The sequence below is a fragment of the Streptomyces sp. NBC_00193 genome (genome assembly GCF_026342735.1).
Taxonomy (GTDB): Bacteria; Actinomycetota; Actinomycetes; order Streptomycetales; family Streptomycetaceae; genus Streptomyces; species Streptomyces stoeckheimensis.
On record NZ_JAPEMM010000001.1, the window covers coordinates 4539253 to 4557370 of the forward strand.

Annotated in this window: 14 protein-coding genes and 1 pseudogene; 10 read left to right on the plus strand and 5 right to left on the minus strand. The window is 71.2% G+C overall.

The genetic code is table 11. The features are described from left to right. The first annotated feature begins 52 nt into the window (after positions 1-52). Positions 53-1654 carry an amidohydrolase gene (locus OG898_RS20175; RefSeq protein WP_266958468.1) on the plus strand — a complete coding sequence of 534 codons (1602 nt, stop codon included), beginning with the start codon at positions 53-55 and terminating at the stop codon, positions 1652-1654. A gap of 31 nt (positions 1655-1685) precedes the next feature. Here the strand turns inward: OG898_RS20175 and OG898_RS20180 are convergent, their stop codons facing one another. The 3 genes from OG898_RS20180 to OG898_RS20190 all read right to left on the minus strand — a co-directional run bounded on the left by OG898_RS20180 (position 1686) and on the right by OG898_RS20190 (position 5458). Further along, the gene (locus OG898_RS20180; RefSeq protein ID WP_250743617.1) at positions 1686-2591 is read right to left on the minus strand and encodes a phosphatase PAP2 family protein; all 906 of its coding nucleotides are present in this window, start codon (positions 2589-2591) and stop codon (positions 1686-1688) included. Positions 2592-2717: 126 nt separating this feature from the next. Beyond that, positions 2718-3758, minus strand: a complete 1041-nt coding sequence (locus OG898_RS20185) for a LacI family DNA-binding transcriptional regulator (RefSeq protein WP_250743616.1) — start codon at positions 3756-3758, stop codon at positions 2718-2720. A 26-nt stretch (positions 3759-3784) separates the two neighbouring features. Continuing rightward, positions 3785-5458: an alpha-amylase family glycosyl hydrolase gene (locus tag OG898_RS20190; RefSeq protein ID WP_266958471.1), complete on the minus strand. Its 1674-nt coding sequence runs from the start codon at positions 5456-5458 to the stop codon at positions 3785-3787. Positions 5459-5678: 220 nt separating this feature from the next. Here OG898_RS20190 and OG898_RS20195 point away from each other — a divergent pair, with 220 nt between their 5' ends. The 8 genes and pseudogenes from OG898_RS20195 (at position 5679) to OG898_RS20230 (ending at position 13260) form a co-directional block, all read left to right on the plus strand. Next, complete coding sequence (locus tag OG898_RS20195) at positions 5679-6953, plus strand: extracellular solute-binding protein (RefSeq protein ID WP_250743614.1); 1275 nt, start codon at positions 5679-5681, stop codon at positions 6951-6953. A 6-nt stretch (positions 6954-6959) separates the two neighbouring features. Next, positions 6960-8030 (plus strand): carbohydrate ABC transporter permease, encoded by a 1071-nt coding sequence (locus OG898_RS20200; protein ID WP_266958473.1) that lies wholly within the window; start codon positions 6960-6962, stop codon positions 8028-8030. Positions 8031-8032: 2 nt separating this feature from the next. Then, positions 8033-8896, plus strand: coding sequence for a sugar ABC transporter permease (locus OG898_RS20205; protein ID WP_250743612.1), 864 nt, complete (start codon positions 8033-8035; stop codon positions 8894-8896). 75 nt (positions 8897-8971) lie between these two features. Next, complete coding sequence (locus OG898_RS20210; protein WP_250743611.1) at positions 8972-10588, plus strand: glycoside hydrolase family 13 protein; 1617 nt, start codon at positions 8972-8974, stop codon at positions 10586-10588. Next, positions 10585-11592, plus strand: coding sequence for a LacI family DNA-binding transcriptional regulator (locus OG898_RS20215; protein ID WP_250743609.1), 1008 nt, complete (start codon positions 10585-10587; stop codon positions 11590-11592). The genes OG898_RS20210 and OG898_RS20215 overlap by 4 nt, the downstream gene beginning before the upstream one ends. Positions 11593-12001: 409 nt before the next feature. Further along, positions 12002-12450, plus strand: a pseudogene (locus OG898_RS20220) (HAD family hydrolase); the annotation flags it as partial. Positions 12451-12596: 146 nt separating this feature from the next. Next, entirely contained in the window at positions 12597-12797 is a 201-nt protein-coding gene (locus OG898_RS20225) for a hypothetical protein (protein WP_266958476.1), read from the plus strand. A 10-nt stretch (positions 12798-12807) separates the two neighbouring features. Further along, on the plus strand, positions 12808-13260 hold the full coding sequence (locus OG898_RS20230; RefSeq protein WP_250743607.1) for a DUF5959 family protein: 453 nt from the start codon (positions 12808-12810) through the stop codon (positions 13258-13260). Positions 13261-13298: 38 nt separating this feature from the next. On the opposite strand, the gene OG898_RS20235 is transcribed toward OG898_RS20230, so the two are convergent. Together OG898_RS20235 and OG898_RS20240 are read right to left on the minus strand one after the other, a co-directional pair. Then, complete coding sequence (locus OG898_RS20235; protein ID WP_250743606.1) at positions 13299-13544, minus strand: hypothetical protein; 246 nt, start codon at positions 13542-13544, stop codon at positions 13299-13301. Positions 13545-13629: 85 nt separating this feature from the next. Further along, the gene (locus tag OG898_RS20240) at positions 13630-17406 is read right to left on the minus strand and encodes a hypothetical protein (protein WP_266958479.1); all 3777 of its coding nucleotides are present in this window, start codon (positions 17404-17406) and stop codon (positions 13630-13632) included. 150 nt (positions 17407-17556) lie between these two features. Here OG898_RS20240 and OG898_RS20245 point away from each other — a divergent pair, with 150 nt between their 5' ends. Further along, positions 17557-18024, plus strand: coding sequence for an RICIN domain-containing protein (locus OG898_RS20245; RefSeq protein ID WP_250743603.1), 468 nt, complete (start codon positions 17557-17559; stop codon positions 18022-18024). The last annotated feature ends 94 nt before the right edge of the window (positions 18025-18118 follow it).

Genomic DNA, 18118 nt, shown 5'->3' on the forward strand with positions numbered 1-18118 from the left:
CCGACCGGCCCGACCAGCCCGACCAGCCCGAACCCCCGCAAGGAGCAGAGCCGTGCCCGCTGCCGACACCGTCCTCACCGGAGCCCGCGTCCGCACCCTCGACCCCGCCCGTCCCGAGGCCGGCGCGGTGGCCGTCCTCGGCGGCGAGATCGTCGCCGTCGGAGACGAGGCCGACGTCCGCGGCTGGCGCGGCCCCGGCACCGAGACCGTCGACCTCGGCGGCGCCACCCTCACCCCCGGCCTCACCGACGCCCACAGCCACCCCGTCTGGGGCATCGAGATGGCCACCGGTACGGACCTCTCCGCCGTCACCGACCTCGACCAGCTCCGCGCCGCCCTGCGCACCGCAGACCGGGGCCCGGGCGGCTGGGTCACCGGCTTCGGCCTCGACCACAACGCCTTCGGCGGCCGTCCCGTCGACAAGGCCCTGATCGAGGAGGCCCTCGCCGGAGCCCCCGCCTTCCTGCGCCTCTACGACGGCCACTCCGCACTCGCCTCCGGCGCGGCCCTGGCCGCCGCCGGGATCACCGGCCCGCGCGCCTTCGCCCAGCGCTCCGAGATCGTCTGCGACCCCGACGGGCGGCCCACCGGCCACCTCGTCGAGCACGCCGCGATGGCCCTGGTCGGCTCGCTCGCGCCGAAGCCCACGTACACCGAGCGCCGGGAACGCCTCACCGGGCTGCTCTCCGACATGGCCGCCACCGGTCTGACCGGCGCCCACGTCATGGACCTCGGCGACGGGGACGTACCCGCCCTGCTCGCGACCGCCGAGTACGAGGGCGACCTCCCGCTGCGGCTGAACCTCGCGCCCTGGTGCATGCCCGGAGCCACCGGCGAGGACCTGGAGGAGCTGATCGAGCTCCAGCGGCTCGCGGGCCGCCACTGGAAGGTCGGCGGGGTCAAGTTCTTCATGGACGGCACCGTCGAGGGCGGCACCGCCTGGCTGGAGCACGCCGACTGCCACGGCCGGGGCACCGACGCCTTCTGGCCCGACCCGCAGGCCTACGCCGAGGCGGTACGGGTCCTCGACGCGGCCGGGGTGCGCACCGCGACCCACGCCATCGGCGACGCGGCGGTCCGGCACGTCCTGGACACCGTGGAGTCACTGGGCCTGCGGGGCCGGATGCGGCACCGGATCGAGCACATCGAGACGGTCCCCGACGGCCAGCTGAAGCGGTTCGCGGAGCTCGGGGTGATCGCCTCGATGCAGCCGCCGCACACCGCGTACACCCGGGCCGACCACAGCGACGAGTGGTCCAAGCGGCTGGGGGAGGAGCGGGCCGGCCGCGCCTGGCGCTGCCGGGACCTGCGCGAGGCCGGCGCGGTGCTCGCGCTCGGCTCGGACTGGCCCATCGCCCACTACGACGCCCGCCAGGTGCTGGCCACCGCCCGCGACCCGCGCGGCGCGGCCTCGGCCGGTACGGGGGCATGGACCGGGGCGGCCCTGAGCGGGCTGATGGCCCTGGAGGGGATGACCTCGCACGCAGCGCTGGCGGCGGGGGAGGGAGAGGTGGCGGGGCGGATCGCGGCCGGTTTCCGGGCCGATCTGACCGCCTTCGGCCTGGACCCGGTGGACGCTCCGGCGGACGAGCTGGCCGGGGCACCGGTCCGGCTCACCATGTCGGGAGGCCGGATCACCCACAGGGAGGGGTGAGACGGGCGGGGAGGGGTGAGACGGGCGGGGCTCAGCGCCGGAAGCGGCCCAGCGCCGGATGGTTCAGCACGGCCACCGCCACCGGGTGGCGGCCGGTCTCCTCGGGCCGGCGCGGCAGCCGGTGCGGGAGCGACCCGTACCAGGAGCGGGAGACGGCGTAGCCGAAGGCCAGGCAGAGCATGCCGCCGACGGCGTCGAGCCAGAAGTGGTTGGCGGTGGACACGATCACGACCAGCGTCGCCGTCGGGTAGAGCAGGCCCAAGATCCGGGCCCAGGGGGCGGAGGCGACCGCGAAGATCGTCAGCCCGCACCAGAGCGACCACCCTATGTGCATGGACGGCATGGCCGCGTACTGGTTCGACATGTGCTTGAGGTTGCCCGAGGCCATGGAGCCCCAGGTGTGGTGGACCAGCACGGTGTCGATGAAGTTCTGCCCGTTCATCAGCCGGGGCGGCGCGAGCGGGTAGAAGTAGTAGCCGACCAGGGCCACGCCCGTGGTGGCGAAGAGGATGAGCCGCGTCGCCGCGTAACGCCCGGGATGAAAGCGGTAGATCCAGACCAGCACGCCGATGGTCATGACGAAGTGGAGCGTGGCGTAGTAGTAGTTCATGCCCACCACGAGCCAGGTCACCGAATCGACGGCGTGGTTGATCTTCTCCTCGACGGCGATGCCGAGCGTCTGCTCGACCTTCCAGATCCAGTCGGCGTTCGCGAGCGCGGCCGCCTTCTGCTCGGGCACGGCGTTGCGGATCAGCGAGTACGTCCAGTAGCTGACCGCGATCAGCAGGACCTCGAACCAGATCCGGGGTCGCCGGGGGACGCGCAGCCTGGAGAGCAGTGCACGCTCGGACGACTCCGGGCGGTCCTGGCTCTCGGTCACGGGGGGTGACGAGACGTCCGTCCGGGTATCCAGTGTCTTCACGCTCGCTTCACCCATAGGAAAAGAGTCTGCCAGATGCGGACTCGCCTTCGATCATCCCTTGGGACGGTCTTGGCCGCAGCCCCTCCGCCTTCGGGACGAGCGGAGGCCTTACGTCCCTAGGGGAAACGGCAGGGGCGTCCCTCAGGGGCGTGCGGGTCCGCGGCCCTGCTGGGGGCCCGAAGCGGTCGAGCCGCGGACGACCAGCTCGGGGAGGAACACGAACTCGCTGTGCGGGGCCGGCGTACCGCCGATCTCCTCCAGCAGGGTCCGTACCGCGGCCTGGCCCATGGCCTGCACGGGCTGGCGGATGGTGGTCAGCGGCGGATCCGTGAACGCTATGAGCGGGGAGTCGTCGAAGCCGACCACCGACACGTCCTGCGGGACCTTGAGGCCCTGCTGCCGGGCCGCCCGGATCGCGCCGAGCGCCATCATGTCGCTCGCGCACACCACCGCCGTGCAGCCGCGCGCGATGAGCGCCGCCGCGGCGGCCTGGCCGCCCTCCAGCGTGTAGAGGGAGTGCTGGATCAGTTCCTCGATCTCGTCCTCGCCGAGTCCGAGCCGTTCCTTCATGCCCAGCCGGAAGCCCTCGATCTTGCGGACCACCGGCACGAACCGCTTGGGGCCGACGGCCAGCCCGATCCGGGTGTGCCCGAGCGCGGTCAGGTGGGTCACCGCGAGCTGCATCGCGGCCCGGTCGTCGGGGGAGACGAAGGGGGCCTGCACCTTGTCGGAGAAACCGTTGATGAGGACGTACGGGACGCCCTGCCCGCGGAGTTGGTCGTAGCGGCCCATGTCGGCCGTGGTGTCCGCGTGCAGCCCGGAGACGAAGATGATCCCGGAGACCCCGCGTTCGACGAGCATCTCCACGAGCTCGTCCTCGGTGGACCCGCCGGGTGTCTGCGTGGCCAGCACCGGGGTGTAGCCCTGCCGGGTCAGCGCCTGGCCGATGACCTGGGCCAGCGCCGGGAAGATGGGGTTGTCGAGCTCGGGGGTTATCAGGCCGACGAGTCCCGCGCTGCGCTGGCGCAGCCGTACGGGGCGTTCGTAGCCGAGCACGTCGAGGGCGGCCAGCACGGATTCACGGGTGCCTGCGGCCACACCGGGCTTGCCGTTGAGCACGCGGCTGACTGTGGCTTCGCTGACCCCCGCCTGGGCTGCGATGTCGGCTAGCCGTGCGGTCACGGGATTGGACTGTACCGGTCGGACGTTCACAATGACCACCACGTGCACGAATCCGGGGGAAGCCGGACGGTGCGGCCGTCCGTCTCCACCGGGGCACTGGACAGGACGGGCCGTCCGGGCGAGGGCATCTCCAGCGGGACCGGGCGGGTGTTGAGCGTGCACGCGAAGCCGGGGCGGGTGAAGAGCAGCACCCCCTCGGGCGCGGGCAGCCACTGCATCCCGGACTCCGAGGCATCGGCCCCGGCTGCGGCCCCTGCCGCCTCCGGGAGCCCCGCCTCCGGGAGCCCCGCCTCCGGCGCCCCGAGGCCCGGCATCGCGCGGCGCAGTTCCAGGGCGGCGCGGTAGAGCTCCAGGGTGGAGTGGGGGTCGCCGGTCTGCGCGGCGACGCTGAGCCCGCCCCAGCCGGCCGGCTGCGGGAGCCAGCTCCCGGCGGGCCCGAAATCGTAGGGGGGCTCCTCCCCGGACCACGGGATCGGTACCCGGCAGCCGTCGCGCAGCCCGTCCTGCCCGGCGCCGCGGGCGAAGGCCGGGTCCCGGCGGGCGTCGTCCGGGAGGTCGAGCACCTCGGGGAGGCCGAGCTCCTCGCCCTGGTAGACGTACGCCGATCCGGGCAGGGCCAGCATCAGCAGCGCGGCCGCCCGCGCCCGCGCCAGGCTGCCGTAGCGGGTGCGGTGCCGTACGACGTCGTGGTTGGACAGCACCCAGGTCGTCGGGGCGCCGACCGAGGCGGTGGCGGCGAGGGACTCGTCGATGACGGTGCGCAGCGCGGTCGTGTCCCACGGACAGTTCAGGAACCGGAAGTTGAAGGCCTGGTGCAGTTCGTCGGGGCGGACGTAGAGCGCGAGCCGCTCGGAGGTGGGCGCCCAGGCCTCGGCGACGCCGATGCGCGGGACCTCGTAGGAGTCGAGCAGCCGCCGCCAGGAGCGGTGGATGGCGTGGACGCCGTCCTGGTCGAAGAAGGGGAGCGGCTCGATGCCGATGAGGGTGGCCTGCGCGCCGCGGCCGATGTCCGGCAGGCCCGGGGCCTTGACCATGCCGTGGGCCACGTCCACCCGGAACCCGTCGACGCCGAGGTCGAGCCAGAACCGCAGGACGGCGGAGAACTCCTCGGCGACCTCCGGGTTCTCCCAGTTCAGGTCGGGCTGCTCGGGGGCGAAGAGGTGCAGGTACCAGGCGCCGTCCGGGGTCCGGCTCCAGGCGGGCCCGCCGAAGACCGACTCCCAGTCGTTGGGCGGGAGCTCCCCGCAGGGCCCCCGGCCGGGATGGAAGTGGTAGCGGTCGCGGGCCCCCGGCTCCCCGGCCAGCGCCGCCCGGAACCAGGCGTGCTGCTCGGAGGTGTGGTTCGGGACCACGTCCACGATCACCCGCAGCCCCAGCGCGTGCGCGGCGCGGATCAGGTCGTCGGCGTCGGAGAGGTCGCCGAAGAGCGGGTCGACGGCCCGGTAGTCGGCGACGTCGTAGCCGCCGTCCGCCTGGGGGGAGACGTAGAAGGGGGTCAGCCACACCGCGTCGACCCCGAGCCGGGCCAGGTGGGGCAGGCGCTCGCGGACCCCGCGCAGGTCCCCGATCCCGTCGCCGTCGCTGTCCGCGAAGGAGCGGACGTACACCTGGTAGATGACGGCATCGCGCCACCAGCCGCCGCTCGCGGTGGCGTTGCTGGAAGCGCTTGCAAGCCTGGAGGCGGTCAACTCGTGGGTCATATCGGGTCAACGCGTGTACGCACCCCCTGGTTGCGGGCCCGGACAGTCGAAGAGGGTTCGAACTAACAGCAAGCTGCGGCAACCGTACGGACACACGGATGTAACGATCACCCCTTCTTGCAGAAAGTTCCCGCAAGGTCTTTCGGTCGGCTTTCAGGCTTGTTACGTTCTCGGCAACTCGGAACCGCGAGGCGCGGCCGGGATCATCGAAGGAGTTCATATGCGGCGTGGCATAGCGGCCACCGCGCTGGTCGCGGCTCTGGCGCTCGCGGCGACGGCTTGCGGCGGTGACACCAAGGACGGCAGCGACGGCGCCAAGGCCGACGGGGAGCTCTCCGGCACGGTCACGTGGTGGGACACCTCGAACGACGCCGAGAAGGCGTCCTTCCAGAAGATCGCCGAGGCGTTCACCGCCAAGCACCCCAAGGTGACCGTCAAGTACGTCAACGTCCCGTACGGCGACGCGCAGAACAAGGTCAAGAACGCCTTCAGCAGCGGCTCCGAGGCCCCCGACGTGATCCGCGCCGACGTGGGCTGGGTCGCCGACTTCGCCTCCCTCGGCTACCTCGCCGAGGTTCCGGCCGAGACGGCCAAGAAGATCGACACCGAGTTCCTGCCCCAGGCCGCGGCCAGCGGCAAGTACGAGGGCAAGACCTACGGCGTCCCGCAGGTCATCGACACCATGGGCCTCTTCTACAACAAGAAGATGCTCGCCGACGCCGGCGTCGAGCCCCCCAAGACGCTGGAAGAGGTGAAGACCGCCGCCGCGGCCATCAAGGCCAAGACCGGCAAGGCCGGCCTCTACCTGCGCGGCGACGACTCCTACTGGTTCCTCCCCCTCATCTACGGAGAGGGCGGCGACCTCGTCGACGCGAAGACCAAGACGGTCACCGTCGACAACGCCGCGGGCGTCAAGGCCTTCAAGGCCGCCCGCGACCTGGTCACCTCCGGTGCGGCGATCACCAACGCCACCGACGGCTGGACCAACATGCAGACCGCCTTCAAGACGGGCGAGGCCGCGATGATGATCAACGGCCCCTGGGCCGTGGCCGACACCTACGCGGGCGACCAGTTCAAGGACAAGGCCAACCTCGGCATCGCCGCCGTCCCGGCCGGCTCCGTCAAGGCGGGCGCCCCGCAGGGCGGCCACGACCTCGCCGTGTACGCGGGCTCCAAGAACATCGCCGCCGCGAACGCCTTCGTCGACTACATGACCTCGCAGGAGGTGCAGGTCCAGTCCGCGAAGGAGCTGAGCCTGCTCCCGACCCGGACGGCCGCCTACGAGCAGCCCGACGTCAAGTCCAGCGAGATGGTGCAGTTCTTCAAGCCGGCCGTGGACAAGGCCGTCGAGCGCGCCTGGATCCCGGAGAACGGATCCCTCTTCGAGCCGCTCAAGGTCGAATACACCAAGGCGATCACCGGGGCATCGAGCCCGGAGGACGCGGCCAAGGCCGCCGGCGCCGAATTCCGCAAGATCCTCAAGGGCTGGAAGTAACGAACCATGGCTGCTCACACCAGCCAGTCGGTGGCGAAGGCCGCGGGCAGCGAGACCGGTCCTGATGCCGGTCCCGCCGCCCGCGGCCGGAGCCGCAGGACTGACAGCAGGACTGACGGCAGGACGGGACGCGGCGCCGGCGGGAGCAACCGCCCGGGGCTGAAGCGGGCCCTCGCCACCCACTGGTACGCCTGGGCCATGATCACCCCCGTGGTGCTCGTGCTCGGCGTGATCATCGGCTGGCCGCTCGTCCGCGGCGTCTACCTCTCGCTGACCGACGCCACCGAGCGCAACGTCAGCCGGACCATCGGCGTCAACCACATCGAGGCGACGTACCAGTTCGTCGGACTCGACAACTACGCCGACGTCCTCGCCGACCCGGTGTTCCTGCAGCGGCTGGTGTGGACGGTCCTGTGGACCGTCGCCTGCGTGTCGGTCACCTTCGCGCTCGGCCTGGGCCTCGCCACCGTGCTCAACCGCGAGTTCAAGGGACGCGCCGCCTACCGGATGGCGCTCATCCTGCCCTGGGCCGTCCCCGGATTCGTCTCCGTCTTCGCCTGGCGGTTCCTCTTCAACCGCGACAACGGCATCCTCAACAAGATCCTCGAAGGCGGCGGCATCTCCGCCGTCCCGTGGCTCGACGACCCGACCTGGGCCAAGATCGCGGTCATCGCCGTCAACGTCTGGCTCGGCGTCCCCTTCATGATGGTCGCCCTGCTCGGCGGCATGCAGTCCATCCCCGGCGAGCTCTACGAAGCGGCCGAGATGGACGGGGCGAGCCCCTGGCAGCGGTTCCGCCACATCACCCTGCCGGGACTGCGCACGGTCAGCATGACCGTGATCCTGCTCTCCACCATCTGGACCTTCAACATGTTCCCGGTGATCTTCCTGCTCACCCGGGGCGGCCCAGGCGACTCCACCGAGATCCTGGTGACCCAGGCGTTCCGCGAGGCGTTCGTGACCAGCCCGCGCGACTTCGCGGTCTCGGCGACCTGGGGCGTACTGATCCTCCTGCTGCTCACGATGTTCGCGCTGGTCTACCGGCGGTCGCTGCGCAAGCAGGGAGAGGTGTGGTGACCGTGACGACCAACTCCGAGACGGGACCTGTCGGCCGGCCGCGAGGCAAGCGCTCCCCGCTCGCCTCCGCCGGACTGCACGCCACCCTGGCCGTCGCCGCCGTGATCGCCGTCTTCCCGGTGCTGTGGATCCTGCTGACCTCGCTCAAGCCCGCGAAGCACGCCATCTCCACGGACTTCGTCAAGGAACCCACCCTCGACAACTACCGCTACCTGGTGGAGTCGACCTCCTTCCTCACCTGGTTCGGCAACTCCGTCCTGGTCGCCGGCATCACCACCGTCCTCGGGGTGTTCATCGCCGCCACCACCGGATACGCCGTCAGCCGCTTCAAGTTCCCCGGAATGAAGCCGCTGATGTGGACCCTGCTCATCACGCAGATGTTCCCGATGGCCATCCTCATCGTCCCGCTCTACAACCTCATGGGCGACCTGGGGCTGCTGAACCAGCCGCTCGGCCTGGTGATCACGTACCTCACCATCGCCGTGCCGTTCTGCGCCTGGATGATGAAGGGCTTCTTCGACACCATCCCGGTCGAGATCGACGAATCCGGCCGCGTCGACGGGCTCAACCCCTTCGGCACCTTCTGGCGCCTCATCCTGCCGCTGGCCAAGCCCGGCCTCGCCGTCACCGGCTTCTACGCCTTCATCACCGCATGGGGCGAGGTCGCGTACGCCTCCGCCTTCATGGTCGGCGACGAGCACCTGACGCTGGCCGGCGGACTGCAGACCTTCGTCACGCAGTACACCTCCAACTGGGGTGCGATGAGCGCGGCCTCCATCCTCATCGCCATCCCCGCGGCGTTCTTCTTCCTCTTCGCCCAGCGTCACCTCGTCGCCGGGATGACGGCAGGCGCGACCAAGGGCTGACCAGCCCCGCGCGCACGGGCTGACCACCCGATGCCTGCCCCCTCTCACCCCCGGCCCGATCTCCCCAAGGACGACATGACCCAGCACCTCGCCGCCGAAACCTCGTTGGACGGCCTCCCCACCTCCACCGGCACCCTGCCCGGCTGGTGGAGAGAAGCGGTGATCTACCAGGTCTATCCGCGCAGCTTCGCCGACTCCAACGGGGACGGCATGGGGGACCTCGAAGGCATCCGCAGCCGACTGCCGTACCTGAAGGAACTCGGCGTCGACGCCGTATGGCTCAGCCCCTTCTACGCCTCCCCGCAGGCCGACGCCGGCTACGACGTCGCCGACTACCGGGCCATCGACCCCATGTTCGGCACCCTCCACGACGCCGACGCCGTGATCCGCGAGGCGCACGGGCTGGGCCTGCGGATCATCGTGGACCTGGTCCCCAACCACTGCTCCGACCAGCACGAATGGTTCAAGCAGGCACTGCGCGAAGGGCCGGGTACGCCGCTGCGCGAACGGTTCCACTTCCGCCCGGGCCGGGGGGCGGACGGAACGGAGCCCCCGAACGACTGGGAGTCCATCTTCGGCGGACCCGCCTGGACCCGGGTCGCCGACGGGGAGTGGTACCTGCACCTCTTCGCACCCGAGCAGCCCGACTTCAACTGGGAACACCCGGCCGTCCAGGACGAGTTCCGCTCGATCCTGCGGTTCTGGCTCGACCTCGGCGCCGACGGCTTCCGCATCGACGTGGCCCACGGCCTGGTCAAGGCGCCCGGCCTGCCCGATCTGGGGCGGGGCGAGCAGCTGAAGCTGCTGGGCAACCAGGTGCTCCCCTTCTTCGACCAGGACGGCGTCCACGAGATCTACCGCTCCTGGCGGAAGGTGCTGGACGAGTACGCCGGCGACCGGATCGGCGTGGCCGAGGCCTGGACGCCGAGCGCCGACCGGACGGCCATGTACCTGCGGCCCGACGAGCTCCACCAGGCCTTCAACTTCCACTACCTGAACACCGGATGGGACGCGCAGGCGCTGCGCGCCACCATCGACGAGTCCCTGGACGCGATGCGCCCGGTGGGCGCGCCGACCACGTGGGTGCTGTCGAACCACGACGTGGTGCGCCATGTGACGCGGTACGGGGGTGGGGAGCAGGGTCTGGCCCGGGCGCGGGCGGCCGCGCTGCTGATGCTGGCCCTGCCCGGATCGGCGTACGTCTACCAGGGCGAGGAGCTCGGCCTCCCCGAGGTGCTCGACCTCCCGGACGACGCCCGCCAGGACCCGGCCTTCGCCCGCGGCGCCGGGCAGGACGGGCTGCGCGACGGCTGCCGCGTACCGATCCCGTGGTCGGGCACCGAGGCCCCGTACGGCTTCGGCGAAGGCGGCAGCTGGCTGCCGCAGCCGGCCGAGTGGGCGGGCCTGAGCGTGGCCGCGCAGACCGGCGACCCGGCCTCCACCCTGGAGCTCTACCGCGCCGCGCTGCACCTGCGCCGCTCGCACCCGGAGCTGGGCGCCGGCGACGGGGTCCAGTGGCTGGAGGCCCCGGCGGGCGTCCTGGCCTTCCGCCGGGGGGACTTCACCTGCACGGTCAACACCACGGCCGAGCCGGTACGGATGCCCGCGCCGGGCACGGCGCTGCTGGCGAGCGGGCCCCTGCCCGACCCGTCCGTACTCCCGGCCGACACGGCGGTGTGGTGGCGGGGATGACCTCCCCGCTGCGGCTGACGGACATCGCCGCGCAGGCCGCGGTCAGCGAGGCGACCGTCAGCCGCGTGCTCAACGGCAAGGCGGGCGTGGCGTCCGGCACCCGGCACAAGGTGCTGGCCGCCATGGACCTGCTGGGCTACGAACGCCCGGTCCGGCTGCGCCGGCGCAGCAACGGCCTGGTGGGGCTCCTCACCCCGGAGCTGACCAACCCCATCTTCCCGGCGTTCGCCCAGGTCATCGAGCAGACGCTGGCGGGGCACGGGTACACGCCCGTGCTGTGCACGCAGACCCCGGGCGGGGCCACCGAGGACGAGCTGGTGGAGCAGCTGGAGGAGCGCGGGGTGACGGGGATCGTGTTCCTGTCAGGGCTCCACGCGGACTCCTCGGCCGACCCCTCGCGCTACCAGCGGCTGGCGGCGCGGGGGGTCCCGTTCGTGCTGATCAACGGCTTCAACGAACAGGTCCAGGCCCCCTTCATCTCCCCGGACGACCGCGCGGCGGCGGAGATGGCGGTCCGCCACCTGGAGGACCTGGGCCACCGCAGGATCGGCCTGGCCATCGGCCCGACGCGCTACGTCCCGTCGGCGAGGAAGGAAGCCGGGTTCTCCGCCGCCCTCCCGGCGGCGGCGGCCGAAGGCCTGATCCAGCGCACCCTGTTCACGGTCGAGGGCGGCCACGCGGCGGGCGGAGCCCTGCTGGACCGCGGCTGCACGGGCATCGTCTGCGGCAGCGACCCGATGGCCCTGGGCGTCATACGGGCGGCCCGCGAACGCGGCCTGCGCGTCCCGGAGGACATCTCGGTGGTCGGCTTCGACGACTCCCCGCTGATCGCCTTCACGGACCCCCCACTGACCACGGTCCGCCAACCGGTCCGAGCCATGGCCACAGCAGCGGTGGGCGCCCTCCTGGAGGCAGTGGCCGGCACCCCGGTCCAACGCACGGAGTACGTCTTCCAACCGGAACTGGTGGTCCGAGGCTCGACGGGGCAGGGCCCTGGGGGGTAGGGCCTGGGGGGTAGGGGATCTTCCCCTACCCCCTTCACCCCTTCCCTGCTCTCCCTCTCCCTTGGGCTGCGGGTTGGTGCTTGGCTTCGTGGGGTTCCGGGGGGAGGAGCGGCCTGGTTTGGCATGCCTGTGCCCTCTCTGGTCGGTGGCCGTCTGGATACGGGCCCGGCAGGGCCGTGACCTCAGTCGGTACGGACGTGCGGGGCGGTCAGAGCATCCAGGGCCGGGCGTCTGGACACCCTTCCCGTGACCGTCGACCGCCACCCCGAGCGAGAGGTGGACGAGAAGGACCTCAGGGTCGGTGGGCGCGACAGATCGCTACGTACCCTCGCTCGGCTTGGCGGCTGCCAGCCGTGGACGCACCCGCCGCGTCGCCAGTCCGGGAGAGCCCGCCGCCTAGTCTGCGGGGATGAGCCATCCGATTGAACTCGTCATATTCGACTGCGACGGCGTATTGGTCGACAGCGAGCGCATAGCCGTGCGCTTGGATGCCCTCGTCCTGGCCGAACTGGGGTGGAACCTCACCGAAGCTGAGATCGTCGACCGGTTCATGGCCGCTCGAGCCAGTCCATGACGAAAGAGATAGAGGCCCACCTCGGGCGCAGCCTGCCGGCCGACTGGGAGGAGGAGTTCAGGCCTCTCTACCGTGAGGCCTTGGAGGCCGAGCTCACCCCCGTCCCCGGCATCGTCGAGGCCCTCGATGCGCTCACATACCTCCCCACCTGCGCGGCTTCCAGCGGGAGCCACGACAAGATGCGTCTCACGTTGGGAATCACCGGCCTCCATCAACGCTTCGAAGGCCGCATCTTCAGCGCCACCGAGGTCGAGCACGGCAAACCCGCACCTGATCTGTTCCTCCGCCTCGGGTCAGCCGGCCTGTGATCTGGCCGTGGGCGTTGAGTAACGGGTTCTGAAAGAGCGTCCTATCCCGTAGATGGTGTTGGGCAAGGCGGCTACTCGGGGTCGTGGTGTGGCTCGGATCGGCTGAGGGGTTCAATGCGGGGATGGAGAACGCCTTGTGGGACAGACTCTCGGCCGACGTCCGGGTGGAGGTGGACCGCCTCATTGCCGCCGAGCGGAACGTGCAGGCCATTGTGTTGATGCGCGAGTGCGCTGAGCTGCCTCGGCCAGGGTTGCGTGAGTGCGTGGATGTGCTGAATCAGCGATCTACGGTGCTGCTGGAAGGCGAGTCCCACGGTGACTGAACCGGCCCCGGTGAACCTCATAGATCTGGGAGACGCGGAGGGCAACCGCTGCGTCGTCCGCGTGATCGGCCGCCATCAGCCCGGGATTCTGACCGGCCACGACATTCTCCGGGCCGATGTCCTGGTCTCTGCGAGTTTCGTCGATGCCAGGCTTGAGATCTACCTGTTCCAGCAGGACCTCGACACCTGGCAGCAGGACCTGACCCGGCTTGCGCGGGGCGAGGGCGCGACGATCGGTGGCGACCGCGGGCTGAGCCTCGACTTCTTCATGTACGAGGACCGGCGGCTGGCGTTGACGGTCCAGGACCCCGACCGACTGAGCGTCATGCTCGGGATCGAACCTCCGGAGGGCTGGATTCAGGACCACCACCGGCGACTCGACCACGTTCGAGCAACCTGGCCCAGCGAGGTGGTGGAGACGGCTCCCATGGCCTACGAGTGGAGCCCAGGCCGCAGGCGTTAGGTCACGCGACGAGCCCGACGTTGCCAACTCGGCTGCTGCTACCAGCCCATGTTCTTGGCGACCTCCTTCTGGGCCGCGGTGATCTCTTCGTCGGTCGACTCGATGATGTCCAGCTCCTCCAAGCGCGCCAGTAGATCCGCGAGGGCCTGCTTCTGGGCCGGGTGCGTGATCGGCACGGCGTTCAAGTCGGTGCTCATCAGCCAGTCGAAGAGCACGATGGCGTCGGAACGCCAAAGACGGAGGTCGACGGTCGGTGTGGAGCCCCACGGGAAACCAGTTTCCATGCGGACATCGTGCCAGGTCAGCGGCGTGGAGGGCGTCGCTGACCGACCTGGTCGCGCGGGCGGGTGGCGCCGGGGCGGCCAGGGGTCATGGGCGCGGTGGGGTGGGGCAGGGCGGGTTGAAGGGGACCGCTGTGAAGTGGTGGGTCCATTGGGACCTTGTGATGCGGGGGTGTGCGGTGGTGCAGATGCGGGTGGTGACTTGGTCCAGGGTGGTGTCCCACTGGCGGAGGGTGAAGTCGTTGCCGCCGGTGGACAGGGTGGTGCCGTCCGGGCTGAAGGTCACGGCCGGTACGGGGTTTGTGTGGCCCGTGAGGATGGTGGGGCTCGCTGGTCCGGCTACGTCCCAGAGCAGGGCCTTGCCGTCCGCGGAGCCGGCTGCCAGGCGGCGGCCGTCCGTGGCGAAGGTGAGGCGGTAGAGCCAGGAGCCGGATGAGCGTAGGTGTTTCACCTTGGTGGGGTGGTTGGCGGTGTCGATGTTCATGAGCCATACCGTTTTGTCCGTGCGGTGGAAGGCGGCCAGTTTCTGGTTGTCCGGGCTGAACACGCCGCCGGTCAGGGGGGTGGAGGGGTACGGGGACGGCAGTTCGCGGGGGGTGCGGGGATCGCCGATGTCCCACAGGCGCAGGGAGCCGGACTCGCCGCTGCTCGTCATCAGCGTGCGGCCGTCCGGGCGGAAGGAGGCCAGGGTGACGTCCGGGCCGTTCTCGGCGATCCGGCTCAGCCGGTGGGGACGGGCGGGGTCGGTGAGGTCCCAGAGGCCGGCCGTGCCCATGGCCCAGACGGCCAGCAGGCGGCCGTTCGGGGCGAAGGCGGCGCCGCCGACCTCGCCGCCGCCGGGGGCGAGGACCGATGTGAGGCGGGGTGTGCGGGGGTCCGTCACGTCCCAGACGCGGGCGGTGCCGTCCTCGCTGGCCGTGACGAGGATGCGCCCGTCCGGGCTGAACGCCACGCAGCGGACGAACCTGGTGTGCCCGCGCAGGACCGACAGCGGCCACAGGGCCCGGCCGCCGGTGACCTGCCACAGGCGTGCGGTGCCGTCCCAGCTGGCGCTGGCGAGGAGGTGGCCGGCCGGGTCGTACGCCAGGGAGGTGACCACGTCGTCGTGGGTTCCGAGCGAGAGGTCACGTAGGTCCAGGAGACGGTCGGCGTTGGCGAGCATGCGGCCGTCCGGGCTGAACGCGGCCTGGTAGAAGCCGCCCTGGATCGTGCTGGTCCGCTTCGGGGTGGAAGGGGTGGCGACGTCCCAGAACTGGGTGGTCCCGCCGACCGTGACGAGGGTGGAGCCGTCCGGGGTGAAGGCCACCGACCAGACGATCGCGCGGTGGACGGGAAGGACGGCCGGTGTGTCTGTGTGCGCGAGGTTCCAGATGCGTGCGGTGCGGTCCCAGCTCCCCGTCGCCACCAGCTTGCCGTCCGGGCTGAACGCGGCCGAGGTCACCGTGTCCGTGTGTCCGCGCAGGACGTCCAGGGGGAGGGGAGCAGACGGGTCGGTGACGTCCCACAGCCTGACGGTGGTGTCGCCCGTGGTGGCGAGGGTGCGGCCGTCCGGGCTGAAGGTCGCCGAGGTGACCTGGTGGGTGTGGCCCGGCAGGGTGGCCAGTGGGTGGGGGTGGCGGGGGTCGTTCGTCTTCCACAGGCGTGTCGTGCCGTCGGTGTGGCCGGTGGCCAGGGTGCCGTCCGGGGCGTACGCCACCCAGCTCGGCCCGGACGGCTGGTCCGGCAGGGTGCTCAGCTCGGTGGGGGACCGCCGGTTCGTCACGTCCCACAGGCGTACGGAGCGTTCGCTCGCCGTGGCCAGGACGCGGGCATCCGGGTCGAAGGCCACCGACCTCAGCTGCTCCGGCTGCTCCAGGACGGCCAACCGGACCGGGTGGTGGGCGTCCTCGACGTCCCACAGCCGGACCGTGCGGTCCCAGCTCGCGGTGGCCAGGAGCGGGCTCTTGGCAGCGAAGGAGACCGCGACCACGTCGGAGGTGTGGCCGGTGAGGCGGCTCGTGTACGGGGTCGCGAACGCGCTCATGAGCTGGTCGCGGACGTCGCCGGTGGCCGCCAGCCGGTACGCGGCCAGGTTCAGTTGCGCGGAGAGGGCGGGATCCTGCGGCCGCACCTCGGCCGCGTCCGCGGCGGCCTTGCGGGCGATGGCCACGTTGCGCTGCCGGATGGCCGAGTCGCGGGAGTCGACGGCCAGTCCGCCCGCGGTCGCCGCGACGACCACCAGGACCGTGAGCAGCGTGACCAGCTGCCGCAGGCGGACCGACCGTCGCCTGACCGCCGCGATCTCGCCGGCCTGCGCTTCCCGGCTCGCGTCGAGGAAGCGCCGCTCCCTGGAGGTCAGCCGGCTGCCGTCCGCGGCGGCCAGGTCCAGTGCAGCGGCTAGCCGGGCACCTCGGTAGAGGGCGTGCGGGTCGCGGTCGTGCGCCTCCCAGCCGGCGGTCGCGTCGGTGAGCTGCCGGTGCAGGAGCAGCCGGTCCCGGTCCTCGGTCAGCCAGCCGCGCAGCCTCGGCCAGCAGCGGATGATCGCCTCGTGGGTGATCTCGACGCACCCCTCGTCCAGCGTCACCAGCCTTTGCCGGGCGAGGGATTCGAGCACGAAGCCCGTGTCGGGGGTCGGGTCCAGCTCGTCCCTGGTGATGCGGCGCCTGGTGTCCTCCGTACCGTCGCCCAGTGCGGTCAGCCGGAGGAACAGCGACCTGGCGAGGTCCTGCTGGACGGGGGACAGCCCCCGGTAGGCGGCCTCGGCGGTCTGCGCGAGCGCATGCTGGATGCCGCCCGCCGCCAGATACCCGTCCAGGGTCAGGCGGCTGCCGCTGCGACGGCGCCAGGTCTCGACCATCGCGTGCGAGACCAGCGGCAGGGCACCCGGCTGACCGGTCGCGTCCGCGACCACGGCCGCCAGCAGCGGGCCGGTCACCGTGCAGTCGGCGAGCATCGCCGGCCGGGTGACGGCCTCGCGCAGTTCCTGACTGCTCATCGGGCCGACCGCGATCTGCGCGTCGCGCACCGCCTCGACCAGCCGGGGGTCCTGGACGCAGTGGCCGTAGAAGTCGGCGCGCACGCCGAGCACCACCCGGGTCCGGCTGGTCTCCGCCGTGGTGGCCGCGATCAGCATGGCGACGAACGCGTCCCGTTCCTCCCGGTCCCCGCAGAGGGTGAAGACCTCCTCGAACTGGTCGACCACGATCAGCACGTCGATGTCCGGCGCCCGGTCGATCACGGCCTGCCGGATCCGCAGGTGCAGCGCCACGGGATCGTCCAGCAGCTCGCTCACCAGCGGGCCGGGAGCCGCGCCCGTCTCCGCGGCCAGGTGGACGGCGCACTCCTGCACGGGATGCGAGCCCGGCGTGAACAGCATCACCGGCCACCCCGCTGCCCGCGCGCGGGCGACGAGACCGGCCCGCAGCACCGAGGACTTCCCCGATCCGGAGGGTCCGAAGACCGCCAGGAACCGGCGCTCACGCACCTTCGCGACCACCTCGCCGGTCAGCCGCTCGCGCCCGAAGAACCGGTCGGCGTCCTCCGGCTGGAACGCCGACAGCCCCGCGTACGGTGCGCCCTGCAGGCCGGTTTCCGCGGGCTCGGCGCCCTGTGTGCGCGCGGCGATCTCGGCGGCGACCTCGTGCCATCGGGTTTCCCACGCGCCACGGTCGCCTTGGCACGCCTCGACATACGCCAGCGTCACGCCGAGGCTCGGAAACGCGTGCCCGCCCGCGGCGTCCGACAGGGTCGTCGACGAATAGTGCGCCCTTTTGGCCAGGGCCCGATAGGGCGGCCGTCCCGCTTTCTCGCGCAGCTTGCGAAGGTCGGCGGCGAACCGTGTCAGCGGTCCGGTGTCCGGGTCGAGCGGGCGTTCGGGGCGGGGCATGGCTTTCCTTCCTGCGCCTTTCCGCAGTCGTGATGGGTGGTGTTTGTCCAGCAATTGATGTCCGGAATCCACGTTCCGGCGCCGGACATCGACCCGCGGCTAGACAAGGGGTCGGCGCAATCCGCGCCAGGGCACCACGAAGGGGAATCCATGAGGTCTCTACGGCGACTGATGCTTCTGCTGGCGGCCACCGGGCTGCTGGCCGGCGCCACCCTGACGGGCACACCCGCGTCGGCTGCGGCGCCCCTCCTCAAGTCCAACCTGAACGGACGGTGCGCCGACATCTTCATGTTCCACCAGGAGAACGGCTCCTCCACCGTGACGTGGGACTGCCACGGCGGCACCAACCAGCAGTGGTACTGGGACGGAGAGCAGATCCGTTCCAGCATGAACGGCAAGTGTCTGGAGATCTACGGCCCCCACCTGGGCGACCAGGGCTCGGTGAGCATGTGGGACTGCAACGGCGGGCGCCACCAGAAGTGGTTCCGCAACGGCAGCGAGATCCGCAACCGGGTGAACGGGAAGTGCCTCGACATCCTGGCCGGCAAGCCCGACAACGGACAGCTCCTGGTGAGCTGGGCCTGCAACGGCGCGCGCAGCCAGAGCTGGGACTTCTGATCACCGGTCCGGTCCGGCACCCCAGGTGCCGGACCGGACCCCCGCTTCGAAATCGCATCATCGGAAAAGAGGGTGGCGCATGTCCTTTCAGGTG